Here is a 26,496-nt window from a genome sequence, read left to right as displayed (position 1 = left end):
AGGGCCTGGTTGTCCAGCTCAGTTACTAATCAACTCTCAGTTTTACTACCAGCTTCTTTTGGATTTCCGCTTCGCCGCTTCCGCTTACCGCTAGAACCGTGACAGGATAATTGCCGGGGGCGATGCGGCTCATGCCTTGCTGTCCTTCCTGGCTGCTGTCGGCATCTGCGCCAGTTGCCACCGTCAACGTTGCCTTCCCGCTGCCGTTGACTAGCGATGGCGCGATGGAGCATGAGGCCGCTTTGATCTCCTTTGGGAGTGAGCAACTGAGTTTCACGGGTTGATCAAATCCGCCGACAGAATTGATTGTGACTGGGGTACCGGCCGATTGCGCCTGCGACCTCAGTGCAATATCGGGACTGGGCGAAAGTGTAAAGAAAGTACTTACGACGTTAAGCGAGAGAGACGTGGATGGCGAAGGCGACAAGTTCGTGTCGCCGAGGTAGATTGCAGCGATCTGGTGTTTCCCAACCTGGGACATCAGGCCGGTAAATGTGGCTTCGCCACTGGAGAGGGCCGCTTCAAAAATCTGAGAATTATCCACTACAAACTGCACAGCGCCTTTTGCGGCCGTGGCGTTTGCGTTCAGAAGTTTTGCGGTTACGCTGACGACGTCATAAAGCGTGACCGTGTGTGTTGGAGCTGCGATGGAAATGCGCGATGGACGTCCTGGCGGAGCGACCTGGATTGTGCCCATCATTCCCTGATCCTGGTGTTGCAGGATGTGACAGTGAAAAACAAACGTGCCGAGGATCTTAGGATCGCGAAAATCCATTCGCAACTTAACGCTCGGATAGGTTCCTTTTGCGTCGTAAAACGGTATGTCGATGGTGTCTCTCAGCGCTGAATCGCGGACTGGTTTGCCATTGACCTCGAGCACCGCGAAATGCATCTGGTGGATGTGAAAGACGTGATCCTGAAAGGCCCGGTTTTCAATGATCCAGTCCTCCACCGTTCCTTGATGCGCGATGATGTTCGGCGGCTGCCCCATGCGAAAGACGTCGGGCCCTTGCCCATCGACGGTCAAAAAAAAGGCAGCGCCTGTGGGGCTCTCGTCGCTCCCTTTTTCGGAGAAATAGAGCCGGCGCCGCTGCGCGGGAGTCGCCTGGAGCAGCGACTGCAGGCCAGACTTTGTCTTGGTTGGACGTGAGCCGTCGAGACGCTTCTCTTTCGCCACAGTTTCTGTGACAGCGATGTTTGCCAGCGGCCGCGTCGGATTGACCTCGCCGTCGGGTCCAGTTTCCCAGTTTCTTGTGATGAGCTGCGCTTTGTCGCCCTTCTCCGGAGCGACGACGATGAACTCAACGCGTCCACCCGGAGAAAGAGGAATGTTTTGTTGCATGACGGCTCGGCTCAAAGGCGCGCCGTCGACAGCTAGAAGCTCTAGCGGCCGCGGCGTTCCGTTGACGATCAGTTGCAGATCGAAGATGGTGTCTGCCGCCGCGTTCACCACTCGCCAAAACTGCCTTTCCCGCGGCCTGGCTTCAATCGCTGGTGGAGTGTAAGCAGGATAGGTAATGGGAATGTGGTTCAGCGATATGTCCCAAGATGGGCCAGTCGGCTTCTGTGTCGGCCGCTTGGCCCTGTCGAAGAGTCCGACGCCAACGTTCGACCGAGCCGGCCTGGAGCCGGGTATGAGCTGGTCCCGGAGAATCAACGTTCGTTCCGGTAATCCGGTGAGTTTGGGATTCCATGACTCGATGCCGTCGACGACGAGGGCACCGGAGGCTCCGCCTTGGACTTGCGCTTCTCCATATCCGTGGACATGAGGGTGATACCAATAGAGTCCCGTTGGCTGGCTCGAGGGAATTTGCAACTCATAGTCGAAGGTCTGTCCCGGTCCGACGAGCGTCTTCAATACTTCGTCGCTGTGGCATGTCGGCGGCACGCTCAATCCGTGAAAGTGCAGGTTGGTGAAGTCAGGGCTCATCGGGCCACCATTGCAAGGATCGCCGGTGGATCGAGGCTGCGGACTATCCGGTGTCCGCACGAGATCATTGTGGAGGTGGATGACCAGACGATCGTTCGGCCGCACATGCAAAGTCGGCGATTGCAATCCGCCGTCGGTCGCATAGCAGAAGCGCTGCAGGCCATGAGCGTCTACTGAACTCCTGAAGTTAAGGGTCAGCTCGAGGCGGCCATTCTCGCTGTACAGCTCGGCTGGATCCTGAACCTTAGAGCCTTCCGCAAAACGAGGGCAGACTTGATCTGCGGGATCTGGAGTTTGGCAAGCTGCGCAACCGCTCACGAGTGCCAGAGCAATGCGAAGTAAGGCTCGCCGCATTGCTACACCGTCTCTCGCGGTTTCGGCGGATTAGTGCCACACAATTCGCCAGAGTTGGTCATCGGTGATTAGAGCTTGATATTAAAGGAGGGCAGCGGAAGTCGGAAAGAAAAGGAGAGGTGTTAGGGTTCGACTCGTTTCGTTGTTAGCCTGCTTTCCACAATCTTCATTAAGAATCTGGCCGCCATAGTGAGAGGCGGCTGCCTGGCTCTTCGGAAGCTCGAAACCTGAAACTTCGGCGTTGTGGTACACCTTTAACCAGTGGCGAACTGCTCCAGTTGCGGGCGTAAGCTTTCGGGATTCTCTCTTGGAAAGCGGCTTTGCCCGTGGTGTGTCCAGCACGAGGCAGCGCAGCGCGGCGAATTGCCGGAGGATGCCCCGCAGCCCGTTTTAGCGCCGCCGTGGCAGCGCAGTGCCATGAGTTCCGTCAGCCTGAGTCAGGCGCTGGTGGGAATCAACATCCTTGTTTATCTCGCCATGGGCATAGTTGGCGGCGGACTGTTCTCCGATCCCACGTCGCAGCAGCTCATTCGTTCTGGAGCCAATTTCGGTCCACTTACGTTTGGCGGAGAATGGTGGAGGCTGCTCAGCTACGCCTTCCTCCACGGCAGTCTGCTTCACGTCGGATTCAACATGTGGTGCCTCTGGAGCCTGGGCTCGCTCTGCGAGTCCCTTTATGGGACATGGACCTTCGGCGCAATTTATTTCACTAGCGCAGTCGCCGGTGGACTTGCGAGCGTTGGAGTGCATCCGGAGCGGCTGAGTGTTGGAGCTTCCGGCGCGATCTTCGGGCTTGCTGGGGCGCTGATCGCCGGCTTCTATCTCGGCGAGTTTTCGCTGCCGCGTCCGGTGATCCAGGCGCAGCTGCGCAGCCTCGTTTTTTTCGTGGGATACAACATCGTCATCGGGGCGGTCTCGGGGCCTACCGACAACCTGTGCCATCTTGGCGGACTCGTAGCGGGATTGTTTTGCGGCGCGCTCATTGCGCGCGTCGCGCCATCGGAACACGACGTGGGAGCCCGCTTCGCGATTATCGGATTCGCCGCCCTCACTCTCGCGGGAATCACCTTTGGACTCGAGCGTTCGCGTGGTTACGTGATTCATGCCCGGCATGGAATCGAGCTCCTCAGGGAGCAAAAATACGACGCGGCGATCGCGGAACTACGAACCGCGGTGCAGATGAGGCCGGGCTATGTGCCTGCACGTTTCAATCTCGCGAATGCCTATTACGGCAAGCAACAGTACGCGCAAGCAGAGGCCGAGTTGAAGCGCGTCCTCGAAATCGACCCTGAAAACGACGACGCCACATATTTCCTCGGATTCAACTATCTCGCCGAGAAGCATGCGCCGGAAGCCCGGCAAACATTCTCGCGCTTAGTCGCCAAGCATCCCAATCTCCCTGGCGGGCACTATGGACTTGGCATGGCGCTGGCTGCCGAAGGGAATCTGCGCGAGGCCGTTGAGGAATTCAAGACCACTGCAAGGCTGCGTCCGGAGTTCGAAGGCGTGCACTACCGGCTGGGCCAGGCGCAGGCAGACCTGGGACTCTACGATGACGCCATTGCATCGTTCCAAAATGAAATTACAAATACCGATGATTACGACACAGAAATAGCGCTGGCTCACGCCTACGAGAAAAAGGGAATGCACGAGAAGGCGGCCGAAGCGCTGGAACGAGCGGAGAAGTTGAAGGGGAAGTAGAACCCTCTTTCACCACGGAGACACGGAGGCACGGAGAAAAATAAAAGCTAACCACAAAGGACACAAAGGCAGACGAAGGGAATCAAAGCCGCACGCCTTTGTGATCCTTCGTGTCCTGTGTGGTTTCCCTCCGGGGACTTTTCTCCGTGTCTCCGTGGTGAAAAGATTTCCGTCCAGGAGCCGGCATTGACCTCTTCCCACATCACGATTTCCAATACCTGTCGCAAGGAGAGATCCCATGCAACCTGCTGAGGTTGATTTTTCTGCGCTGAAGTCGCGGATGCGCGATACCTGGATGGCCGGCGACTTTGGCGTGATCGCGCGCTATGCCGAGAAGGCGATGGAGGAATTTGTCTCGCGTCTGAAATTGCGGCCGGGCACACGCGTTCTAGACGTGGCCTGTGGTACCGGCAACACTCTGATTCCAGCGGCACGAGCGGGAGCTGTAGTCACCGGCGTCGACATCGCCGCGAATTTAGTGGAGCAGGCCCGTGCGCGAGCCGCAAAGGAAGGGCTGAAGGTCGAGGTGCGCGAAGGCGATGCCGAGCAGTTGGAATTTCCCGACGGGTCGTTCGACGTCGTGATCTCAACCTTCGGAGCGATGTTTGCGCCGCGTCCCGAATTGGTTTCGCGAGAATTGTTGCGCGTTACCAAGTCGGGCGGGCTGATCGCGATGGCCAACTGGACGCCGCTGGGTTTCGTAGGAAAGATGTTTCGCACCAGCGGAAAGCACGTTCCACCGCCTGCAGGTATTCCTATGCCCGCGCTGTGGGGAGACGAAGAGGTAGTGCGTCAGCGCCTCGGCGGCGGAGCAAAGGAGATAGACTGTACGCGCCGCATCTGCGACTTCGAGTATCCGGTTCCGCCAGCAGAAGTGCTCGCGCTGTTCCGCAAATATTTCGGACCCACTCAGGTTGCGTTCTCCAAGCTGGACGAGAATGGCCAGGCGGCTCTCAATGCTGACCTGGACCGGCTGTGGAACGAGTACAACCAGGCCACCGACGGCACCACGAAGATCAGAGCGGAATATCTCGAGGTTCATGCGACTCGGGATTGACAAGCGCTTTCAACCACCGAGGACACGGAGGAAAACATGATCGAGCGGTTTCTCTGTGAACTCTGTGTCCTCTGTGGTTAAGACGTTGCTTACACCTTGCTCTTGAGGATTTGCTCGACGCGCTTGAGATCTTCCTCGGTATCGATTCCCACGGTGTCATACGGGGTTTCCGCGACGTAGATTTCGACGCCATGATCCAGGAAGCGCAATTGCTCGAGACGTTCGGAACGCTCCAGTTCCGATTCGGGCCATGAACAGAACTTCTCCAGCGCTTCGCGGCGATAGCCGTAGAAGCCCAGATGCTTGAATCGCTTCACGGCGCCGGTGTTGTCACGGTCGAAGGGAACGGTGGCGCGCGTGAAGTAGAGTGCGCGTCCTGCGAGATCGGTTACGACTTTTACGGCGTTGGGATTGTTTACATCGGCGGAGCTGCACGGCGTCTTCACGGTTGAAACCATCACGCGCGCGTCCTTCATTGGCGCCAGCAGCGCTGAGATGTGCTCGGGACGCGCCAGCGGCTCGTCGCCTTGGACATTCAGGTAAACGTCGGCTGCAATTCGCTGCGCGACCTCCCACATACGATCGGTGCCGCTGCGATGGGTGGGAGAAGTCATCTCAGCGCGCCATCCGTTCTTTTTGCAGACGGAGAGCACCTCGTCGGAGTCGGTTGCAACGATGACATCGGACAGTTGAGGACATTGGCGCGCGGCTTCGACTACATGGGCGAGCATCGGGCGTCCGGCTATCTCACGCAGAACTTTTCGCGGCAGACGAGTGGAGGCGAGACGGGCGGGGATGATGGCAAGAGCGCGCATGAGCAGCTTCTAAGCTACTAAGCTTCTGAGCTGCTAAGCAAAGGCAAAAGCGAAAGCATTGAACACGGAGGACACGGAGGGCTCAGAGGTAAAACCTAAAACCAACAGCAAGAACACGGATTTAACGGATTAGACGGATCGGACGGATGACGAGGAAGTTTGTGATTTTGTGATTTCGCGATTGAAAATCACCCAATCATCCGGTTACGAAATCACCCGATTTAGTTGTATCCGTCAGATCCGTTCGATCCGTGCAATCCGTGTTCTAGCTTTTGGTTTTACCTCTGTGTCCTCCGTGTTAAACGCCTTCGCTTTTGTCTCTGCTTAGCAGCTCAGGAGCTTTAGAAGCTCTGCCGTTTGACGCTCCATTCCTCGAAAACTTACAATCAAAAGCAGCGGCCGATCAGCCGGCTGCGGTCCTGAAGCCACCTCTTCAGGCTCTCTCCCGACCGAAATCCCAGGTCATTTGTTATGTGGCGGTGTAGCTCAGGTGGTTAGAGCGACGGTCTCATAATCCGTAGGTCGTAGGTTCGAGTCCTACCGCCGCCACCAATCAGGTAGTTGGCACAACCCATTGCGGAGTGCCGACTATGCACCACAAGCTGCAGATTTTTCCACCGAAGAACGACGTACAGAATTCCGTCGTTCGCAACAACAACTCAACTTCACCAGCAGAAATCGCCAGTAATGACGAGGGTTTGGCATCGGGCAAGCAAAGCCTCCTGCGAGACAGCCGTCGGCGATCGGCCTTCGCTGCGAGGTTGCTCGCTCGAATGGCTACGATCCGACCGGCGAAAATGCCGTCGCCTGCGGAGCGGCAGGGCAGCTTCTCTGCGAATACTGCGGACCGATGTGCTCCTCGTGCGCCGAGGAGACGTTCTGTTTCTACGGCGAGCACCGGTTCGTCGATCTTCAAAGTCAAACTGGGGCTGATTCAGGGGATTCCGAGGCACTTTCGGAGCCCTCGCAGCCGCTTTTTGAGGTCATTTATCTCGAGTTGAGGTGCGCTCAGTGCGACACGGTTCGCCTGGCGCTGCCGCGCTCGCACACGCCAGATGCAGACTGGTCAATCGTTTGCCCCATCTGCTCCAGGCAAACTACCTGGCGCTATCTCGCACACGGTCTCACACAACGCGAATTGCCTTTTTACGAATGCTTCGATCCTGACGCCGTGCAGCATGGCCGAATCCCCTGGGATCTGCTTGCTCCGCTGCTCGAGGAGGACGACGAATGAGCGGCGCGGCAGGCAAGCCGAGGCGCAGAAAAAAAGAATCTTTTGGAAAGTCGAGTCCTTTTCCTCATTCGGGAAGGCGGCATATAGAAAGAGTGGCGATGCGCGGGAAATCCACAAAACCGGCGATACCGTCGTTCCATAACCGGAATTTTGCCGTTGACTTTCGACCCCATTTCGTCGTACCAAGCATCTGCAGACGGGGAATGAAAACAAGCCCAGCGAAGCGCGATCGAGCTGGGCCGGCACATCACGAGAACTCGGCGGACCCAGGCAGGTCCGCCGACCACCGGCAGGAGCGGCGCTGCCAAAGATTTTCGGAAGACTCTCTTCCATCGGCCTGCACCTCTTGAACATTCGGCGACGTGTGACCGCCTGAATCACAGGCGGTTACTTCACCCGATCACCCGATGGCCCGATCACCCGATTGTCGGGGATACCTGGGACCAGTTTGAAACGAAATACTGAGGCCAAGTACATGCCCATTAACCGCGTACCTGTTTTTCGTCTCTTCCAGCCCACCTGGGCCGAACCCGCGTATTACGTGATGCGCGAGGTCGCGATCCGCATGGTTCGCGATCGCGCGGCTACCTGCATCAATCGCGGCAAAGCGATTCGGCTTGCGTTTCATCGTCCGGAGAATCTGCGTGATGAGAGCGCGCGGATTGGGCCGGCGACGATTCATGCTTATGCGTGTGGATCGAAGCGCGCGATTGCGGCAGTAGAGGGATGGGGAGGAATCGGGTGAAGCTAAAGGATGGGCTTCATCGTCAGCAACTCCCTTACGGTGATGATGCTTTCACTTCCTGGGCCGTAGACACGAGGAGGAATACAAGGGGTGTCGAAGAGTGTGTAACCGAACGTTGCGAGCACGAGCGGCTCGGTTTTGTACCCCGCAACAAAGCCGGTTCTAATCTCTTTGACCAGGTCCTCTCTAGCTTCCTGTGCCATGACTATACGGAAAAATCGCCTTAGCGTTCCGATCTGGGCAGAATCGATGTCCTTGAATTGTGCCTCCGGTAGGTGATCGTATCTGTACGAATCTGAGAATTTAACATTCACAGCCTGGGCTTCGACGATGCCACCATCCCACAGGATGTCTATCTCAGCCGTCACCTGCTTGAGTCCCATATTGCGCAGAACTTGCATGTAGGGTTTCTCAGCACGTTGTTGATGAGACTGCTCCTCCATTCTTAAATGCTCTAGCGCTAACTCTGATTTTGGAAACAATGCAAAGTAGTCCCTAAGAACTGCGTCGCACGAAGTCTGCGCTGCACTCTGCGCAACCCCAGAAACAGAAGTTACGCACACTAGGCAGCAAAGCCGGAACCAAAGCGCAATTTTGTGAAGCATTGTTCCTCCAGAGGCCGACTACACGGGACGAATAGCTTAACAAGCCGGCACAAGTCGGGGGCGGTGCTGCTAACGGCTAACGAGAACTCCCACAAGCACACTCCGACGGCGTTGAAAGCGGCTAACCCATCGCATTTCGGCGTCGCCGGAGTGCCCGCCATGCGCGGACCCTGCGATTACCGGCACGAGGCGCGGCGGATGATCAGGAAGACGAGAACTAGCGCGAGGATCATCCCGATAACTATCGTGAGAGCTCGCAGTGAGATCAAAAACATCACAGGTGCACATTATGCGCCTGAATGGTCAACTCTTATTGCTGCTGCTGGTAAGTCAGCGGCCGGAAACATGTCCGCCGGAGCACAGCGGTACCGGCGGCAGTAGCTGCCGGTTAGCGAGTCACGAGAGCAGTAGTCGCTTGCGCTCCCATCAACCCGGCGGCTACCGCCGCCGGTACTGATTTAGGAATCACTATGAGCGGAACCAACGAACAAGCAAAGCCGAAGAGAAAACGCGTTTCGCGCGCGGACGCTAAGGCGTTTACGCGGGCGTGTCGCAGAACGCTGAAACAGAAACCAGAAGGTTCGGACGATCCTTGGGGCGAGATATTGAGTGTGACTCTGTATGAGGTCGCAGTTCATCCTGAGTCGTCCTTGAGCCTGCGTCTGCAGGCAATCAAGACGGCCATCGCCTTGTGCGGCGATCAGCCCATTGACCTGGCGAAGGTGAAGCACGAGGAACCAGAGTCGAAGAGCAGCAAATCATGGCTCCAGCCGACGGCTGAGGAAGAAGCGCTGAGTGACGAAGACTTGGACGCGCAAATCGCCGAACTTGAAGGCCGCCTCGGCTCCATCCCGGCGATCAGCTAGTAAACCAAAAAGAGGCGACCGAGCCAAGCTCGGGCGCCTAAGGTATCTCAGGCGCAGGCACACAGCTGAGCGCGACCTCAAGGCATTTGTTCACGTCTTCTGGTCCATTCTGGAACCTACCACGACGCTCCAATGGAACTGGCATCTCGATCTCCTCTGCGACTACCTCAACGAAGTTGCGCAGGGTAAGTGCCGCCGGCTAATCATCAACGTCCCTCCGCGGAGCATGAAGTCGCTGCTCTGTACGGTGTTCTATCCCGTTTGGCGATGGTGCACCCAGCCAGAGCGGCGATTCATGTTTGTGAGTTACTCCGATGAGCTCAGCACCGATCATTCGGTGTTTCGCCGGAACGTGCTCAACTCCGCGATGTACCGCGCTGCCTGGGGAAATCGCGTGAGGTTCTCGAAGGATCAGAACCTGAAGACGCAGTACGAGAACACGCGCCGTGGCGTGATGTTCTCCACCTCGATCACGGGATCGGCGACCGGCAAAGGATGCGACGAGTTGATCGTCGACGATCCGATGAACGCGAAGAAGGCGTTCAGCGACCAGGAGCGTGAGGCGACGAATCGCAACTTTGACGCGACGTTCCGGTCACGGCTGAACGATCCCGCTACGGGAACGATCATCCTGATCATGCAGCGGCTGCACGACAGCGATCTCACCGGGCACGTTCTCAGTCAGGAGCCGAACGCGTGGACGCACCTGAAGCTTCCGGCCGAGTTTGAAGAAGACATGCGGTGGGAGGTCAACGGGCATACCTACGAGCCCACAGCCGGACAGTTGCTGTGGCCAGAGCGCTTTTCTCACCAAGTCCTCGCTGAGCTGAAGACCGGCATGGGTTCATGGGCGTATGCCGGCCAGTATCAGCAGAATCCGGCGCCGCTCGAAGGTGGCATCGTCAAGCGCAATTGGATTCAGTACTACCGGGAACTGCCGGCAACAAAAGGCACGTGGGTGCAGAGTTGGGATTGCAGTTTTAAAGATACTCGCGAGGCGGACTACGTGGTTGGGCAGGTTTGGCTGCGCTTGAACAGCAGTTACTACCTGGTGGATCAAGTTCGCGAGCGCATGGACTTTGTCCGCACCAAACAGGCTATCCAGCAGATGACGAACAAGTATCCGCAAGCCACGGCCAAGCTGATCGAGGACAAAGCCAACGGTCCTGCGGTGATCTCGGCGCTGCGAACGGAGATTAGCGGCATCATCGCCGTGCAGCCTACGGATTCCAAAATGGGCCGTTTGCATGCGGTCTCGCCGCTGTTCGAAGCTCGGAATGTATTTCTACCCGAGCTCGCGGCCGGGGGAGGCTGTGCCACATGGGTGGGCGACTTTGTCGAAGAGCTAACCCGCTTCCCCAACGCTCCGCACGACGATCAGGTCGATGCCTGCACGCAGGCACTGCTCCATCTGAATCAAGACAAGGGTGGCGTTTGGCAGTACTACAAGGAACTGGCCGAAGGGCTGCGCTAGGTGTGCGGTAGTTCCGCCGCGATCACACCTCGAGCAGTTGCGCGCACTGCCGGCCGCGTTTTGTGACCGCTTCGGCGAGGCGCTTAATGATGGGATGTTTCAGTTCGCGCTCAATGCGGCGCGCCACCGAAGTTGCCTGGTCGGGCAGCTCGGCTGCGAGCGTTTGCAGGCGTTGAACAAGCTGTTCCTCATCGAGACGAAGTTGGGTTGCCATGGCCTTCCATTGGCGGAGGCCGATCATACGCAGGTCGTAGTGACCTCCAATTTTCATCGCCATCTTTAGTTTCGGGACGTGGATCCCCGGATAGGGAAGAATGCTGGCGACGTCGTAGAGCGGAGCGAGACGAATCGTGCCCTGCGCGCCGATCAGTATTGAATAGTTTTTGGCGTGCGCATCGGTGCCTGCGATCAACCAGTTGAACGCAACGGCGTCAACGAAGGCGCTGAGATCTTCATCCGGGCGTTTGGAGTTGGTTCGCAACAGCTCTGCGATGTCTTGAATATTGGGACCGCCTTCGCTCTCGTACTTCCGCGTCGGCGGCAGACCCATGGCCTGGCATATATCTTCCTGATGGATTCGAATGAATCCTGAGGAAATTGGGATGCGGTCATAGCGTTCGATGACGATCGCGACTTCGTCCTGGAAGCGCTCCACCGTGGTTTTGGCGGCGATGAGACCCATGCGGGCGGCAAGCTCCAGGCAGAAGTGTTCGTTCTCGGCGTGGCCTTCCCACTCGCCCATTGGCGGTTTCAGAATGTGCGTGGTTGGTGTTCTCCCTGAGGGAACTCCCCATCGTCCTTTGCGAAACAGGAGTGCCGTTTTGGGCTGGGCGCCGGCGAGGCTAAACTGGCCGGTATCCCGAGCAATTCGCCAGGCAGAGTGATCCTCTCGTAATAGTCTCAGGCGCTCGGCGACGTCTTGCTCGGTCAGCCACTGGATCTCCGATTTTGCCGATTCGGTACGTAATTGTTCCCGGCGCTCGGGACGAATGAACTGGATGGCTCCGGCGCAGTCCTCGCCTACGTGTTTCATCAGAGCGAACGGGTTTCGGGCGGATACATGGAACCGTTGAGCCCATTTGTCGAGAACGTTTACATTGTCGGGCAGCAGTCCTAGCAAAAATGCCTCGATCGGAGCATGGCCATGATCGGTCATAATCAGCGGCATGGAAAGCGACATGGGAAAGCCGTCTGCATGGCGCTGCCAGGCGTGGTTGTAGGTAAAAGAGATACGCCCGCCCTGCTTCAGGACGCGCCCGACTTCAAAATTGTCTGCCAGCGCGATGAGTTCTTCAGTCATTGCGTCGCTTGAACGACTCCAGATGAGCGTCGAGATCCACTTGAGGAAACGATGGCGAGGACTTAGGACGACGCTCAGGCTGGCCCGAAGTGTTGACCTGCAACGTTACGCCAAGCGAACGAAGGGCTCTCAGGATTAAACCAACAGCAGCACGGGGTTTTCCGGCTTCTACTTCAACGATCCATTTGCGGCTGGTTCCAACGGCCTTCGCCAGTGCTTCCTGGTCCAGCTTGAGTGCGATTCTTCTCTCTTTTATGAGGGCTCCCAGGTCAGCGGGTGTTCTTATCAGCATGATGGTTCACTGAGGCGTACGGGCTTGGCTTTGTTTGTAAAGTAACCGATCGGTGACATTCCACAAAGTAACCGATCGGTGACATCTTTGTCAAAGTAACCGATCGGTGACATTCCACAAAGTAACCGATCGGTGACATCCTGGTTATCTCTTCTGTGGCCGCTGCGATTGATTCCGAGCTCGGCACCGGGGCTTTGGTCTTCTTGCGGTGCAATCCAACCTTCCTACCTAAGGAGCCTTCATGAATCGAATCATCTTGCTCGGCCTGCTTGCAGCGAGTGCGGCGCTCATTGCCATAGCGCAATCGACCAACATTCCGCCGGATGTGGACAAGGGTGGAAGGACCATCACGCCGCGGCCGCAGCCTCACTTGGTCTACTCACCCGCGGACCTGGCACACAACGCGGTCACACTTCCCGCATCGGGAACAACCATCGTGAGCGCCGTGGTGAATATGAGTGCGGTTACCAAGTCGACGCTGTTCGTGAATTGCACGCAACCGGTCGACGTACTCAAGGCTTCATCCGTCGTTCGCTGTGGAAAACCGCTTTGCGGAGCAAGGACCGGCGGGGCTTTTGTTGCTAAAACAGTCTGGGAGTCTTTTTGGGAAGAGCCCGGCCGAGGGCGGCCGGAACCACGTTAAACGCAACTCACGTTAACCGAACCATCTTTGCACACTCGGCAGAGTCATTGGATTCGGCTAGTCTTGTTTGCATGGCTCATGAACATACGGATCTTCTCCATGTGGAGCGGCATTTTGCTTCGGGAAATCTGGTACGGGACATTGTCATTGGAATGGCCGACGGTTTAACTGTGCCCTTCGCGCTGGCGGCAGGATTGACGGGCGCCGTGAGCCAGACTCGGCTGATCGTCCTTGCAGGATCGGCCGAGATTGCGGCTGGCTCGATCGCTATGGGACTGGGCGGATACCTAGCGGCCAAGGGTGACGCGAGTCACTATCACAGCGAGCGCCAGCGCGAGGAGCGTGAGATCGTCGAGCGTGTTCAGGATGAAGAGCGGGAGATTTACGAGATCTTCAGCACCTATGGTGTGAGTCAGGAGGAGAGCACGCCGGTTTTGAATGCACTGAAGCGTAAGCCGCAGGCCTGGGTGGATTTCATGATGCGCTTCGAGCTTGGGTTGGAGAAGCCTGAGCCGCAGCGCGCGAGGAACAGCGCGTCGACGATTGCAGCGTCGTATATCGTGGGAGGACTTATTCCGCTTGCGCCTTACATCTTTCTGCACAACGTGTATTCGGCGCTGATGTGGTCAGTGCTCATCACGATCGTGGCGCTTGCGGTCTTCGGTTTCATTAAGGGGCGAGTTGCTGGAATCTCCCCGCTGCGCAGCGCGATACAAACGACGCTCACGGGCGGCCTCGCGGCAGCCGCTGCGTTTGGACTGGCACGATTGTTTTCGGTAGAGTAAGAGAAAATAACCAAGAATTCCGATGTACTGAATTTCCATCCCGGCTCGATTCAACAGCGCCCCAAGAATTGCGGGCTTTCCTGAGTCTGTTAGGTTCGTTCCATAATCTTCTCTAGTACTCAATTCAGGATTTTTAGAAGATACCCCTCGGGCCGAAGAACCGGGATGTTGCAAAGCAGTTCGAGGCATTGCGGGAGATTCTTCGGCCAACTTCAGGCCTCAGAATGACAGGTTTAGATTTTCAGGGTTCGATTCGAATTGGAACGCAAATAAATATGACCAAGAGATTTCTCCAGGAGATTAAGTCGGAAGCCCGCAGCGTGTTTACGTTGGCGTGGCCGCTCGTCCTGGCTGAGATCGGGTGGATGGCGATGGGCCTGGTGGACACCATCATGGTGGGCCACATGCCCAACAGTGCTCAGGCCATCGGCGGCGTCAGCCTGGGCGGCGTCATCTTTTATACGGCTGCCATGTTTGGCGGCAGCGTTCTGTTTTCACTGGACACGAAAGTTTCACAGTCTTTTGGCGCTGGAGATTTAGCAGACGCGAACCATTCACTGCTCAACGCGATATACATCGTCGCTCCGCTCGCGCCGGCTTCCATGTTCGTTGTGTGGCTCATCGGGCGGCTGCTTCCCGGAATGGGAGTGAATCCCGAAGTTCTTGCGCAAGCGTTGCCGTTCTTGAGAGCAATGAATTGGAGCACGCTTCCTTTGCTGCTGTATTTCGCATTTCGCCGCTATCTTCAGGCGGTGAATCTGGTGAAGCCGGTGACCTTCGCGCTCATCTCGGCCAACGTTGTGAACCTGGTTGGAGACTGGATTCTCATTTACGGGCATCTGGGATTCCCACCATACGGCGTTGCGGGATCGGGATGGTCCACGTGCATCTCGCGCACATATATGGCGGCTGTGTTGTTTGCGGTCGTAGTGTGGCAGCACCGTCGGCACAATCTGCCGCTGCTCGATCGTCCACTACGTCCCGATTTTGCACGAATCTGTGAGCTGGTGCGGATCGGATTGCCGGTGGCCGTACAGATGTTCTTCGAGATTGGCGTTTTTGCGACGGCAACGGCGCTGATTGCGCGTCTCGATGCGGCGTCGGTTGCTGCGCATCAGATCGCGCTCAACTGTGCGAGTCTGACCTATATGGTTCCCTTGGGTGTTTGCTCAGCGGCGGCGGTGCGCGTTGGGCAGGCGATTGGACGTCGCGATCCCGTCGCGGCCGGCCGTGCGGGATGGGCGGCGCTGTCAATGGGTGCAGGATTTATGACCCTCGCCGCGCTGGTGCTCGTGTTTGCGCCGCGGATGATTGTCCGGGCTTTCAGCCCCGATCCTCAGGTGATGCGAGTTGGCGTGATGCTGCTTTTGGTGGCCGCAGCCTTTCAGCTGTTCGATGGACTACAGACCGTTGCGACAGGAGCCTTACGCGGAGCAGGCGAGACGCGCATTCCGATGTTCAGCTCGTTCGTCGCATATTGGGTTGTGGGTTTGCCTCTTGGGTATTACCTAGGATTCACGCGCGGTTTTGGCGCAGTGGGTGTGTGGACTGGCCTGGCGGTTTCCCTTGCGGTTATCGGAACGGCTTTGGTGTTTGCTTGGAGACACAAAGTGCGAATGTTGGTCGCGAGTGCAGGAGTGAAAGTCGCATCGGTTGCGTGAGCTCGCAGATTCTCTCTCATTGTCTCGGGGGCACGTGCAGGTGCCGTCCCTCCGGGACTCGAATTCAAAATAGAACCTGAACCCAGGGCTCACGCCGCTGGTCTGCTTCTTTTGGCCCTTCGGGCCTAGATGACGTTGGATGTCCTACTGCAGCAGATGAGGATTCTTTCCTGACTGCAGCACCTGCTGGGCGCGGGAATAGAGTTCCAGTACTTCGAGCGGTTTAGTTACGTGGGGGAGCATAGCGATTTCCAGAATCTCTCGCGTTTCGCGGCTTGGCTTCCGTGACACCGTGAGCAACATTCGTTCGGCGAGTTCCGGCCGGTTTTCGCGGACCCACCAGACCAATCGCTTGCTGGAGAGAGGTTCTTCCAATTCGTCATCCAGAACGATTGCGTCCATCTTTGTGGTTCGAAGGTGATCGAGCGCGTCGCTGGCGGAAAGTGCGGGAATTACTTCGGCACCCAGGGCGCTCAGGACCGAGCGCTGGAATTCGAGCACGGCTTCACTGCGCTGCACGAGCAGAATGCGTGCTCCGGCGTTTGCTTGTGGAGTGGTCGTTTGCCATATCGGCGTGGCCGCTGCTTCCGTCTTTGGCTTAGACGGAGCGATTGGCCGCTCGAGTTCTGCCCGCGGGACGGTTGGAATATCGCTTCCCCGTAGTTTTTGTAGTTCCGAGCCGGTGGAGAATGTGGCGATGACCTTGCGTGCCTTTTCGATCTGCTCTTCCATGCGCGTGACCAGATGCGCCGAGCGTGGCTCCACGGATTCGGCCTTCAGCAATTCGATGTAGCCAAAGATCGCCGTGACCGGATTGATGAGATCGCGGGCTACGCCCCCCACCAGCTTCGAGAATTCGTGATAGTTCGCCGCCTCGCTGCTTTGCAGCGTCTGACGGCCTGCTTGCGATTCCAAACCCAGGCGGATCACGTGCGCGATCAGTTCAGAGATCTTCTGCTGAGTGCGGTCGAAGCGGCGCGAGGCGTGATCGAAGAAGGCCAGGGTACCGAAAGTGTAGTCTTCGTTGCCGAGTGAGATCCACAGCGACGCACAGCAGGAAAAGTCGAACGAGGGCAGAAGTGTGCTGAGTGCGTCCCAGTCGCCGGAGACGATGATGCGCCGTGGCTGACGGCGCAGATAATCGCTGAAGGCCGTGGGGAGGTTTTCGGGAGTCTCAAGATCACTGCCGGCGCGCTGGTTCACGCGCAAGGTGCCGATCTGACCAAATGGAGAGCCAGTTGCGGGATAAAAGACGACGCAGCTCACCTCCAGCAACTCGCCGGCGGCCTGCAGTGCACAGAGGAGAAAATCCTGTTCACTGCGGCAAAGGGCTGCGGCCGATCCTGCAGTGATCATCGCATCGCAAATCTCTTCAATTGAGTACAAGGTGCGAGTTCCCCGATTCGCGGTCGATCTTTTTTCTCAAACTCAATCGCGGAAAACACGAATGCAGATTTTCACGCCGAATACACTCGATGCCCCGTGAGGCGTCCTACAAGGTCGCAAGAAAGCTTGTCGATATCTGCCACGGTGACCTGCGCCGTCTTTTGTTGTGGCAGCAACCGTGTGGCGCTCTTGTTCTCCAGATCGCGCCGTAAGTGCACCAGCAACGCCTGCACCACACTCGAATCGAACTTCGACGGAGATAGCCTGACAAGTTCGTGACACACGCTCATCACCGAATTAGATTGCCGGTATGGACGATCACTAGTCATGGCGTCAAACGTATCGGCGACAGCGACGATGCGTACCGAAAGCGGAAGCTCGTCGTTATGAAGGCGATCGGGATACCCCGACCCGTCGGCACGTTCGTGATGCCAGCGGACGACCTCCGGTACCTGCGGCCAAGGGAAGCGGGCTGAGGAGACGATCTGGTGGCCCATCACAGTGTGGTCGGCAATTGCGCGAAACTCCTCCGGCCGCAGCGTGGAGGCTTTAGCGAAAAACTGCTTGTCCACCGTGACCTTGCCGATGTCATGCAAGTGGGCAGCCGCGCGAATTCCTACAACCTCGTCCTCGTTCATTCCCAAAGTGGTCGCGATTCCGGCAGAGAAACGCGCAACATGGACCGAATGTCCTCGCAGATAAGTATCCTTCGAGTCAATCGTGGTGGCGAAGGCCTCGAGAGCATCGTCATAGGAATGGTGAAGCGAGCTGAGCAGCCGGAGATTGTCTGCGATCTGATGACGCAGTGATTCGGCGAGGGAGTGATTGTGCAGCACCAACGCCAAGTGCGGAGCCAGCATCTCCAGCGCTTCGAGGTCAGCGGCGCCGTAGGTTTCCTGGCCTTGCCGTGCACCGAGCACGAGAGCGCCAACCGGGCCAGTACTCACACGCAGCGGCGCAAAGCATTTGATGGAATTGAGGAAAGGAGTCTGCGAAGAGCCGAAAAGTTCCTGGATGTCCTGCTGGCGGTTGGTTACTCGCGGTGCTCGCGTCTGGTTCCAGTGATGCTGGGGAACGCCAACGAGCGGCAGCACACAGTGAGCAGTCAGGCCAGCAAATCCGGTGGCAGCGACGCAAGTGAGCTTCGCAGCGGCACCATCCAGAAGCAGGAGCGCGGCCTGCTCGGCATCAAAAGCGCGCAGGATGCGCTCGAGAATCTGCCGGGCAGCATCGGAGAATTCGTGATCCGCGGTGGCCACGGGCCCGACCTCGGCAATCGTTCTCAGGACGGCAAAGAGGCGGAAGATTTTCGAATTGTTATCCACCACAGACGAAGTGACGGATGTCGACAGAGCAACTACAACATAGCACCGGGTTTAGGGCAGCTAGTTGAAATTGTGATTACTAAGTTAGTTGCTGATTTGGTTCAAGCAGGTACTCGGGTGGATGATTACGTGCTTTGGGGTGTTCGTTGCGATGCATCGACTAACCCTGTCCCTTCTTTTCTTTCGCCAGATCAATCCCCAACTGCTGGCATTTCTTGTAGAGATGACTGCGCTCCACGCCGAGCGATTTTGCCGTGTTGGTAATGTGGTGCTTTTGGCGATCGAGTTCGGCCAGGATGATGCTTCTTTCGACTTGATCCATGCGCTCAGCGAGAGTGCCGTGACCATCGGGCGCAGAACTTGCCGGCATGCTCTCCGTTGCAGGTAGCGCCATTCTCACCGTTGCCTCATCAACAACATTGTTGTTCGCCAATAGGAGCAGACGCTCGATCACGTTACGCAGTTCGCGGACGTTTCCGGGCCAGGGGTACCTCTGCAATCCTGCGATGGCATCGGCTGTAAATTCGGCCGGCTTCCAATTGTTCTGGCGGGCGATCTGTTTTTGGAAGTGCTCAATCAGGACGGGAATGTCGTCGCGCCGCTCGCGCAGTGGTGGCAGCGTAAGGGGAAAGACATAGACGCGGTGGAATAAGTCCTGGCGAAACTTGCCTTGCCGAACCTGCTCGGCGAGATCGCGATGGGTCGCCACTATCACGCGTACGTCGACCTTCACTGTTCCAGTCCCCCCGACGCGCTCTACCTCTCCTTCTTCCAGGACGCGCAATAGCTTGGCTTGCATGGCCAACGGCATATCACCGATTTCGTCCAGAAAGAGCGTGCCTCCGTTGGCCTGTTCGAATTTGCCAACATGACGGGCGGCAGCTCCAGTGAACGATCCCTTTTCGTGCCCAAAAAGTTCGCTCTCGATTAATTCAGCCGGCACAGCGGCACAATTCAGCGTTATGAACGGCTCTGCATTGCGTGGACTCTTCTGATGAAGCGTACGTGCAACCAGCTCTTTTCCCGTCCCGGTCTCTCCAAGAATGCACACGCGAGTCTCGCTCGCGGCCACGCGTTCAATCTGTGCCATCAGGCGGGACATTACCTCGCCGCGCCACACCAGTTCATGTTTCCCCAGCGTGCCCCTCAGCTCGCGGTTTTCTCGCTCGAGACGAGTGAGCCGCATCGCGTTTTCGAGGGTCAGCAGGAGCTTGTCGGTGGAGATGGGTTTTTCCAGGAAGTCGATTGCGCCCAGTTTGGTTGCGCGAACGGCCATCTGCACGTGCGCCTGGCCGGACATCATGACTACGGGCGTTGTGACTCCAAGTGCTTTAATCTCTTCGAGCAATGCGATCCCATCTTTTCCCGGCATTACGACATCGGAAAGGATCAAATCGAAAGCCTGGTTCTTGACGAGTTCGAGCGCCCGCGCAGGTTGATCGCAAACCGTGGCTTCATGCCCAGCGAGGCGGAAAGCGCGCGACAACGAGGCCAGAGTATTCGCTTCGTCGTCGATGATCAGCAGATGCGCCTTGGCCACGCTAAGCCCTTCCTACTACCGCGTCGTTGCTCCGTTTCGCGGGCTGCCGCGGAAATTCCATGCGGAAGGTGGTGCCTTCCCCTGGACGGCTGTGTACCGAGATTCTCGCTCCATGGTCACTGATCACTGATTGAACAATGGCTAATCCAAGACCGGTGCCGTGTTGCTTGGTCGTGTAATAAGGAGTAAAGACGCGACTCGCCTCCTCGGCATCCATGCCGGCGCCTGTATCTGAGATCTCGACAGCCACGCTCCCATCATCGGCCGAGGTAGCCATTCGCAAAACGCCACCGTCCGGCATGGCATCGATCGCGTTCAGCATTAGATTCTCAAAGGCCCGCCGCAGGAGTTCTGGATCAGCGGAGATAGTGGCATCGCTTGAGCACAGCTTGGTCTCCAACTTAATCGGCTTGGTTGCCGAGGCCAGCTGTGGAGTAAAGAGCTTCGCGATCTCCTCCAGGATTTGATTTAGGTTCACGCGCTGTAACTGCGGAACTGGCATTTTCGAGAAGTCGCTGAAGCGGCCGACGATCTTCTTTAAGTTGCCGAGTTCGGCCAGCAGCGTCGATGCGCTCTCCGCGAAGATCTCCTCGAACTCAGGCGAGTTGTGCTGACGGGCTTTCATCAGATTCTCAATCGTAATCTGAAGGGGAAACATTGGGTTCTTGAGTTCGTGCGCCAAGCGTCGAGCGAGTTCACGCCAGGCAGCCACGCGCTCCGCTTGCAGCGCGCGATCACGTTGCCGCAGCAACTCATCGGTCATCTGATTGAACGATGCCACGAGCTGCGCAACCTCATCCTTATTATTGCGGGAAGCAGCGTCGACCTTGCGCTCCCAGTTACCTGCAGCGACGTCCTGCGCAGCTGCAGAAAGTTCCTCGATCGGACGACTGATGCGGCCCGCAGACCATCCGCTCGCCAAGATACTCAGCACGATGCCACCAATCGCCACAACAAGGCCAATATTGCGAATCTGTTTCTGAAGATCGCGAAGGTCGCGGCTGCTGCTGGCGACCACCAGGATGGCGAGCGGTCGTTTTGAATCGCGCCCGGTTTGCGGAATCGCATGCGTCATGTACGCACCATCTGGACTGTCGTCCAAACGAATGCGCTGCTTCACTTCTTGCCTTTGCCGCATTGATTGCTCGAGCACCGGCCTCAATTCCGCCGGCACGCTCACTGTTCCACGATCATCTTTCAGTTCTCCCGCGCTGCTCGATGGTTGCCATAAGAGCACGCGAGTGCCGTCTGGCACAACGAGGTTCCTCAAGAAGCCGGAGTCAATTCTCTGGCCGGTTACGATAATGAATCTTCTGTCTACCACTGCCAGCTCGCGGACCGACACCAGGGCCAGTTCCGCGGCGTCAGGCGTTTCCTCATATTGCAAGAATGCCCGCTCGCGGTTCCAATTTGGGACGTCCTCTGCCCAGGGCAAGTGCACACCAAAACGTGCAGGCCACTGTGCTGACGAGATTATGGTTCCATCCTGGGAAAGAATCTCCAGGAAGTCGAGTTGCTGTTCGGCAGCAAGCGAGCCTGCAAGATTCAGGTAAGGCGCTCGATCCCCGCCGGGCGAGCTCAGGGCCAGCGCCATATTGCGCAACGGCTGTGAGCGCGCGATTGCAGCCGCGCGCAGCGACAAAGCGTCGCCCTGCAGCTCAAACTCCCGCTGAAATTGGCCCGCGATTGCAGTGGCTCGCTGATTGTCTACTTTTTCAAACGATCTTCGTGCTCCAACCGAAACAGCGTATGAGATCAAAGCAACCGTGATGACAACGATTCCGCCGAAAACCAACAGCAACCGCGTGCGCAGGCTCATTTCGGAGCCTCGACCCACAAATCGGCAAGCCCTATGTCTCCCCAGCTCGTCATCGACCAATCGTGAACAGTAGAGGCCCTGATGTACGCCTCGGGAACGTGGGCGATCGGAATAATCGAATAGTCTTTGAGCGCATCGCTTTCGACGGCGAACATCGCCTCCGGCGTTGCCGCTGATTGGGCTCCCTGGAGCTTTGGAACATTAAGAATGCTGCCTATTTTGCTGAGCGTCGTTCCCTTATCGGGCGAGCCCAGGCGCAATCTAACCAACCTTACATCGGCATTGAACCAGCGAAATGACGGATTCTCAGCGCGAGGTTGTAAGGTTATCCCCGCTTCACGGGCATTCAACGCAGCGCGTTCAGCAACAAGCCGAGCCAGATCATCATTGGCGTCGAAGGTGAGCGAGAGCGGTAGAAGTGAGCCCAGCGGGTTGCGGAGCTGCCGCGCCGCGGAAACATCCTGTGTGCTCTTAAATAGATGATCGTAGCCAGAGATCCATTCGGGCAGCAATGACGCGCTGGGCTGCCCTTGCCTGTGCAGCAATACGGAATGGATGGAGTTACGATCCAGCGAGCGCGCTAACGATTCACGCACACTGGGGTCCGCATTCGCAGGATGATTGGGCGTGAACGCAAGCGCGAACAGTTCAACCGGTTCTGTAAAGCTCAAAGTTCCGGCAGCGGCGGGACGTGTTTGCGTAGGATCGCTTTCGATCAGATCGGCACGTTCTGTTTGCAAGTCGGCCGCCTGATCGGCAAATGATCTGCCCATCTGAATGCGAACGCGATCGAGGAATGGACGTCCCTGCCACGCGTCATCGAAGGCGCGTAGTTCAATCTGCTGTCCCGGTTGGAAGTCGCCGATCTGAAGTGGACCGCTTCCGATCCATTGTCCGTTGTTGCCCGACAGGCAGATGGAATTATGCGGTGCCGCTAACTGGTAAAGGATGTTTGGGACGGGCGTTTCAGATTGGATCAGTAGTTCATTGCCAGAGGCTCGCGCGTGCCAATCTGGATTCTGCGCAGAGAGCGCCGTGATAACCGCCTGCGGCGTCAGCACGGTTCCGCTCTGCAGGTTCACGCCATCGCGGATTACGAAGTACCAGGTTCGCGCATCGCGCTCCGAGCGCCAGGTGGTTGCGAGCGACGGCTGTGGATCGCCGTTTGCATTCAGAGTAATCAGGCGATCGCAGACATTACTCAGGACAAGATCCCGCAAAAGTGCGCGGGAAGCGTTGGCGTCGTCCGTGATCTCGAAGGAACTGATTGCTCCGCGCACCTCGACGCGCAGCGTGCCACCGAACCGTGGACGACTGGCCGTCCAGGCTATCGGTGCGAGACTAAGTGCCGCAACGAGCAGTAAGCAGATACGCTTCATAACGTCCGAAGGGAGTTGTGGCAATTGCGATCGCCTGTTGATGGTCCGTGGCGGTCTTCAAGCTCATGATCGGTCCGGTGAATGCCATCGATTCCGAGACTGGTCTGAATTCGGAGTTCACCACTTCATAGGCAGACAGTGAATCAGCAGTTTGAAAGTCGCCTGCAGCACTGGCCAGAGCCAGATCAGTCCGACACGAGCTTTGAACGGCAGCGATCGAGCTCCCCCACTTTCCCGCAATTGGCGCTGACTTGCCGGCTTGAACAACGGATGCATGCCCGTCCACATTCGTGAAGGCAACGCGGTCGCTTAGAATTGCGGCAGAGAAGAAAGCATTCACCGTGCCGCTCTGCCCATTGGGAGAGGAAAGCACGCCATTAAAGTAGTTCCGGCTCGGAGCATAAAAGGCAAGGGATTGGCGATCGTCTGCCAGCGGCCAGGGATCGTCGCTTTGGCGGCACGAGAAGTTCAACGAACTAGTTGCCGTTCCTATGCAGTGGACTCCAGGAAGATAGGCATCGAAGCCGCCGCTTTGGTTCGATGCGATTCGTCCACGCATGTCTCTGCCAGGCAGCGGACCGCGACCCAGCGGTTGCGTTTGCAACGGACGCCATTTACCAGACTGCAACTGAAAGAGCTGGATCGCAGCCGTGGTAAGCGCCAGCAGATGCGCGCCTTCACCAACCTTTCCTTCCGGAAGAGTAACGTCGAGCAAAGGGCTCTCCGAGGAAACCAACAGATATCGTGAAAGCGTGATGTGATTGTCTGCCTGCGCCCGGCCAGAGATTCCCTTCACCAGCTCGACGATTCGCACTTCGCGCGAAGTCGCCTTGCTGATCTCCGCAGTCCAGACATAGTTTCGATAATTTTCATTCAGCGTGATCGCGATTGCGACTTCATTGCCTTCGGGCCTCCCGATTTTCCATCCACGCGACTGCAATGCCTGCAGAAGTCCGGCTCGGATCGTTGAGACAGTTGAATCATTGAGAGAAGACCGATTGACTAAAGAAAAAGAAGCGGAAGCCGGAGCCACTGCCTGGCTAATTTCGGCAGAAAGTTGATTCGTGCCGAAGACAAAATCCTGACCTGCAGCGGGCAAAGCGGCAAGAAAGCAAACGTTCAATGCCAGCAACCAGCGGCAAGTCCGTTTCAACATGGGATACGCGGAGTGTAGCACGCATCATGGAGAGCCTGAGATAACCCCGGATGAAACCATGAAGGACAAGAAGGTCACGAAGGCTGGTTTCGGGTCCTTCGTGTTCCTTCGTGTCCTTCGTGGTTTCACCCGGGTTGACACGAACCTCAAGTGCCACAGCATTTCTCCAGTGCCAGAGCCGCGGTTACTCCGCACCGTCCCGCTCGCTTGCTCCACTCGGCTTGGCGACTCTAAACTGTATGGTTCATTCTTTTCAGTATTTTTTTCATTGCTTCCGCTGACTTTTATCCCTCGGTGCAGTTAATCGCGCCAGGTGAACCGGGGCAGCGGGGAGGGTACATGCGTCTTTATCTGGTCACCCGGATGCTCCTGCTTTGCGGGGCAGCCGCGGTACTGGCATCTTGTGGTGGTGGAAGCAGCTCCAGCTCGACTTCAAACACTCCAGCAACAATCACCGCAACACCGAGTAGCCTTTCGCTCACTCATGGAGATGTAGCAGGCTTTTCCGTAAGCGTCGCCAACTCAAGCGGTACGGCGATTACTCCCACTCCGACGGTCACGTACACTTCAGCCAATCCGGCCCTCGTGACAGTAACCTCCGCCGGATTGATCTGCGCCGGCGTGTTCGACAGCAACAACATCGTTTGCCAGACGAAGGACAGCAGCGGAAATCCGTTGCCTGACCAGGTGGTCAACGTGACCGCGACGTCTGGCGGACTCACTGCCACTGTGCCTGTATATGTCCACAGGCATGTGGACAACATTATCGTGTCCGGTCCCGCCAATCCTCCGGTTTGCGTCTCCCAGAATCAGACGGAACAGTTCACGGCAAGGGTTTTCACGAATGTACCCGGTAACCCGCAGCCGGTCGACATCACGGCTAACGTTGGTCCACTGACGTGGAGCACAGGCTCGGGCACTGTAGCCACCGTGGATTCAAATGGCGTGGCCACATCGCGGCAGCCCGGAGCAACTACAGTGGTTGCTTCGGTCGCAAATACCACGGGCACTCCCGCAGTAGTTGTCGCCTGTCCTCCCAAGACGATCTCGCTACATCTGACAGGCGTAACCGATACCACGTTCAGCGTCGCCACGGGCACGACGGAGACACTTGTGGCCGATGTGACCGACATTCTGGGTCAGCCGATTACGGGCGCCTCACTTACTTTTTCCAGTTACATTCCAACTGCAGCTGCGATCACGAGCGCCGGAGCGGTCACAACGCCAGGCGCGGGCGTGACAACACTCATCGCTTCATGCGTGCCTCCAGGATGTAACCAAGCGTCCGGTCCGAATGTGAATTTCAACGGCACCGGCGCTGGTCTTGCGGTGTACAGTAATCCGGTAATTGGAACCGTTACTGGAACAACGGCGACTACGATCTACGTAACCGGAAGCGACAAGCCCGATAGCACGGCGAATACCTCCCTCATCCCCATCGACAGCGCTGCCAACACGGCCGGAACGGCGATCACTCTGCCTGGATCTCCGAACTCGATGGTCTTCAGTCGTGCCGGCAGTAAGGCCTACCTGGGCAGTTCGGTTGGCATGTTGATCTTCGATCCAGGCACGAACACGGTGACAGCGACGGCAAGCGGGATCACTGGAGTGGTACTGACCGTCTCGAACGATGGCAACAAGGTTGTTATCTCAGACACATCAGCAGGCAAGGTGTTCGTCTTCGATGCCGTTGCAAATACGGCTCAGACGTTCGATCTGGCGGGGGTCACCAACGCCGATTTCGATAGCGATAACAGCAAGGCCTACTTCACCAGTGGCTCGGCGTTGTACGAGTATTCTCCCTCAACTGGTTTGAAGACTCTTAGCGGAGCTGCCGATGGTGTTGCCTTCACCCCGCAGGGTGCAGTGGCGTACTTGGGGGGTAGTTCCATTTTAGGACTCGCAGTGTGCAACGATTCCCCCCTGCCTGGAGCCGCCGGGGCTGCCAACATTCTTGCGCCGATGCCCGATGGTACTCACATGGTGGGTGTCGGATCGGGAGGCTGGACAGATGTCAGCTATAGTGTCGTCAACAGCAACGGGTGTCCCCCAACCACCAGCAACACCGGCCGCAATGCAGCTCTCCCCGCATTCGTGGGAACGCCCACGAGCATAGCCGTGGCTTCAGATGACTCCAACGCATTCCTCACGGGATACAGTGGCGGCAGCGCAGCAACGGGAGTTCCGTTCTATCACTTTGCGGACGGCACGACGGGAACGATCGCGCTGGTGAATCCAGGTGGCGTATTGTTTTCCGGCGGACTCACGCAGGACGCCCACTCACTGTATGTGGGGACTGCAGCCAACGGCAGCACAGGTCCGTTCGTGCATCGCATCGACCTAACGGCTACCGGAGGTCCGACAGACGCAAACCAGATCTCCGTGACCTTCAATCCGAGAATTGTGGTGGTGAGGCCGAAGTAGGTGCC

21 protein-coding genes and 1 tRNA gene are annotated in these 26,496 nt (G+C 57.3%); 11 read left to right on the top strand and 11 right to left on the bottom strand.

Annotation, left to right across the window (positions count from 1 at the left end; translation table 11 throughout):
- Positions 1–25: 25 nt before the first annotated feature.
- Positions 26–2,284 carry a multicopper oxidase domain-containing protein gene (locus tag VNX88_07710; GenBank protein ID HWY68536.1) on the bottom strand — a complete coding sequence of 753 codons (2,259 nt, stop codon included), beginning with the start codon at positions 2,282–2,284 and terminating at the stop codon, positions 26–28.
- Between the two features lie 417 nt (positions 2,285–2,701).
- Between VNX88_07710 and VNX88_07705 the strand changes: the two genes are divergently transcribed.
- Positions 2,702–3,985 carry a rhomboid family intramembrane serine protease gene (locus VNX88_07705; protein HWY68535.1) on the top strand — a complete coding sequence of 428 codons (1,284 nt, stop codon included), beginning with the start codon at positions 2,702–2,704 and terminating at the stop codon, positions 3,983–3,985.
- Positions 3,986–4,223: 238 nt separating this feature from the next.
- On the top strand, positions 4,224–5,042 hold the full coding sequence (locus VNX88_07700; GenBank protein ID HWY68534.1) for a class I SAM-dependent methyltransferase: 819 nt from the start codon (positions 4,224–4,226) through the stop codon (positions 5,040–5,042).
- A gap of 89 nt (positions 5,043–5,131) precedes the next feature.
- On the opposite strand, the gene kdsB is transcribed toward VNX88_07700, so the two are convergent.
- A complete protein-coding gene (kdsB, locus tag VNX88_07695) occupies positions 5,132–5,857 on the bottom strand; it encodes a 3-deoxy-manno-octulosonate cytidylyltransferase (protein HWY68533.1) in 726 nt (241 codons plus the stop codon).
- A 475-nt stretch (positions 5,858–6,332) separates the two neighbouring features.
- On the opposite strand from kdsB, the gene VNX88_07690 reads away from it, so the two are divergent.
- From VNX88_07690 to VNX88_07680, 3 genes are all read left to right on the top strand, one after another.
- Positions 6,333–6,409 (top strand) — tRNA-Met (locus VNX88_07690).
- Positions 6,410–6,707: 298 nt separating this feature from the next.
- On the top strand, positions 6,708–7,091 hold the full coding sequence (locus tag VNX88_07685; protein HWY68532.1) for a hypothetical protein: 384 nt from the start codon (positions 6,708–6,710) through the stop codon (positions 7,089–7,091).
- Positions 7,092–7,539: 448 nt separating this feature from the next.
- Positions 7,540–7,836, top strand: a complete 297-nt coding sequence (locus VNX88_07680; protein ID HWY68531.1) for a hypothetical protein — start codon at positions 7,540–7,542, stop codon at positions 7,834–7,836.
- Positions 7,837–7,838: 2 nt separating this feature from the next.
- Here VNX88_07680 and VNX88_07675 read toward each other — a convergent pair whose 3' ends face one another.
- Positions 7,839–8,237, bottom strand: a complete 399-nt coding sequence (locus tag VNX88_07675; GenBank protein HWY68530.1) for a hypothetical protein — start codon at positions 8,235–8,237, stop codon at positions 7,839–7,841.
- 674 nt (positions 8,238–8,911) lie between these two features.
- Here VNX88_07675 and VNX88_07670 point away from each other — a divergent pair.
- Both VNX88_07670 and terL read left to right on the top strand, forming a co-directional pair.
- Entirely contained in the window at positions 8,912–9,307 is a 396-nt protein-coding gene (locus tag VNX88_07670) for a hypothetical protein (protein HWY68529.1), read from the top strand.
- Positions 9,237–10,781 (top strand): phage terminase large subunit, encoded by a 1,545-nt coding sequence (gene terL, locus VNX88_07665; protein ID HWY68528.1) that lies wholly within the window; start codon positions 9,237–9,239, stop codon positions 10,779–10,781. The genes VNX88_07670 and terL overlap by 71 nt, the downstream gene beginning before the upstream one ends.
- Positions 10,782–10,803: 22 nt before the next feature.
- Here the strand turns inward: terL and VNX88_07660 are convergent, their stop codons facing one another.
- Together VNX88_07660 and VNX88_07655 are read right to left on the bottom strand one after the other, a co-directional pair.
- Positions 10,804–12,081 (bottom strand): type II toxin-antitoxin system HipA family toxin, encoded by a 1,278-nt coding sequence (locus tag VNX88_07660; protein ID HWY68527.1) that lies wholly within the window; start codon positions 12,079–12,081, stop codon positions 10,804–10,806.
- Complete coding sequence (locus tag VNX88_07655; protein HWY68526.1) at positions 12,074–12,373, bottom strand: helix-turn-helix domain-containing protein; 300 nt, start codon at positions 12,371–12,373, stop codon at positions 12,074–12,076. The genes VNX88_07660 and VNX88_07655 overlap by 8 nt, the downstream gene beginning before the upstream one ends.
- Positions 12,374–12,614: 241 nt before the next feature.
- On the opposite strand from VNX88_07655, the gene VNX88_07650 reads away from it, so the two are divergent.
- The 3 genes from VNX88_07650 to VNX88_07640 all read left to right on the top strand — a co-directional run bounded on the left by VNX88_07650 (position 12,615) and on the right by VNX88_07640 (position 15,462).
- Complete coding sequence (locus tag VNX88_07650) at positions 12,615–13,016, top strand: hypothetical protein (protein HWY68525.1); 402 nt, start codon at positions 12,615–12,617, stop codon at positions 13,014–13,016.
- A gap of 71 nt (positions 13,017–13,087) precedes the next feature.
- On the top strand, positions 13,088–13,801 hold the full coding sequence (locus VNX88_07645; GenBank protein ID HWY68524.1) for a VIT1/CCC1 transporter family protein: 714 nt from the start codon (positions 13,088–13,090) through the stop codon (positions 13,799–13,801).
- 275 nt (positions 13,802–14,076) lie between these two features.
- On the top strand, positions 14,077–15,462 hold the full coding sequence (locus tag VNX88_07640) for an MATE family efflux transporter (protein ID HWY68523.1): 1,386 nt from the start codon (positions 14,077–14,079) through the stop codon (positions 15,460–15,462).
- Positions 15,463–15,606: 144 nt separating this feature from the next.
- On the opposite strand, the gene VNX88_07635 is transcribed toward VNX88_07640, so the two are convergent.
- From VNX88_07635 to VNX88_07610, 6 genes are all read right to left on the bottom strand, one after another.
- Complete coding sequence (locus tag VNX88_07635) at positions 15,607–16,848, bottom strand: hypothetical protein (protein HWY68522.1); 1,242 nt, start codon at positions 16,846–16,848, stop codon at positions 15,607–15,609.
- 71 nt (positions 16,849–16,919) lie between these two features.
- Positions 16,920–18,107: an HD domain-containing phosphohydrolase gene (locus VNX88_07630; GenBank protein HWY68521.1), complete on the bottom strand. Its 1,188-nt coding sequence runs from the start codon at positions 18,105–18,107 to the stop codon at positions 16,920–16,922.
- Positions 18,108–18,333: 226 nt separating this feature from the next.
- Positions 18,334–19,713 carry a sigma-54 dependent transcriptional regulator gene (locus VNX88_07625; protein HWY68520.1) on the bottom strand — a complete coding sequence of 460 codons (1,380 nt, stop codon included), beginning with the start codon at positions 19,711–19,713 and terminating at the stop codon, positions 18,334–18,336.
- 1 nt (position 19,714) lies between these two features.
- The gene (locus tag VNX88_07620) at positions 19,715–21,532 is read right to left on the bottom strand and encodes an ATP-binding protein (protein ID HWY68519.1); all 1,818 of its coding nucleotides are present in this window, start codon (positions 21,530–21,532) and stop codon (positions 19,715–19,717) included.
- The gene (locus VNX88_07615; GenBank protein HWY68518.1) at positions 21,529–22,911 is read right to left on the bottom strand and encodes an ABC transporter substrate-binding protein; all 1,383 of its coding nucleotides are present in this window, start codon (positions 22,909–22,911) and stop codon (positions 21,529–21,531) included. Before VNX88_07615 ends, VNX88_07620 begins: the two co-directional genes overlap by 4 nt.
- A complete protein-coding gene (locus VNX88_07610) occupies positions 22,874–24,067 on the bottom strand; it encodes a hypothetical protein (protein ID HWY68517.1) in 1,194 nt (397 codons plus the stop codon). The genes VNX88_07615 and VNX88_07610 overlap by 38 nt, the downstream gene beginning before the upstream one ends.
- A 339-nt stretch (positions 24,068–24,406) precedes the next feature.
- On the opposite strand from VNX88_07610, the gene VNX88_07605 reads away from it, so the two are divergent.
- Positions 24,407–26,491, top strand: coding sequence for a hypothetical protein (locus tag VNX88_07605; protein ID HWY68516.1), 2,085 nt, complete (start codon positions 24,407–24,409; stop codon positions 26,489–26,491).
- The last annotated feature ends 5 nt before the right edge of the window (positions 26,492–26,496 follow it).

This window comes from Terriglobales bacterium (assembly GCA_035567895.1).
Taxonomy (GTDB): Bacteria; Acidobacteriota; Terriglobia; order Terriglobales; family Acidobacteriaceae; genus Gp1-AA112.
The sequence above is the reverse complement of the archived record's forward strand: the minus strand, read 5'-3'. Positions and strand labels throughout refer to the sequence as shown.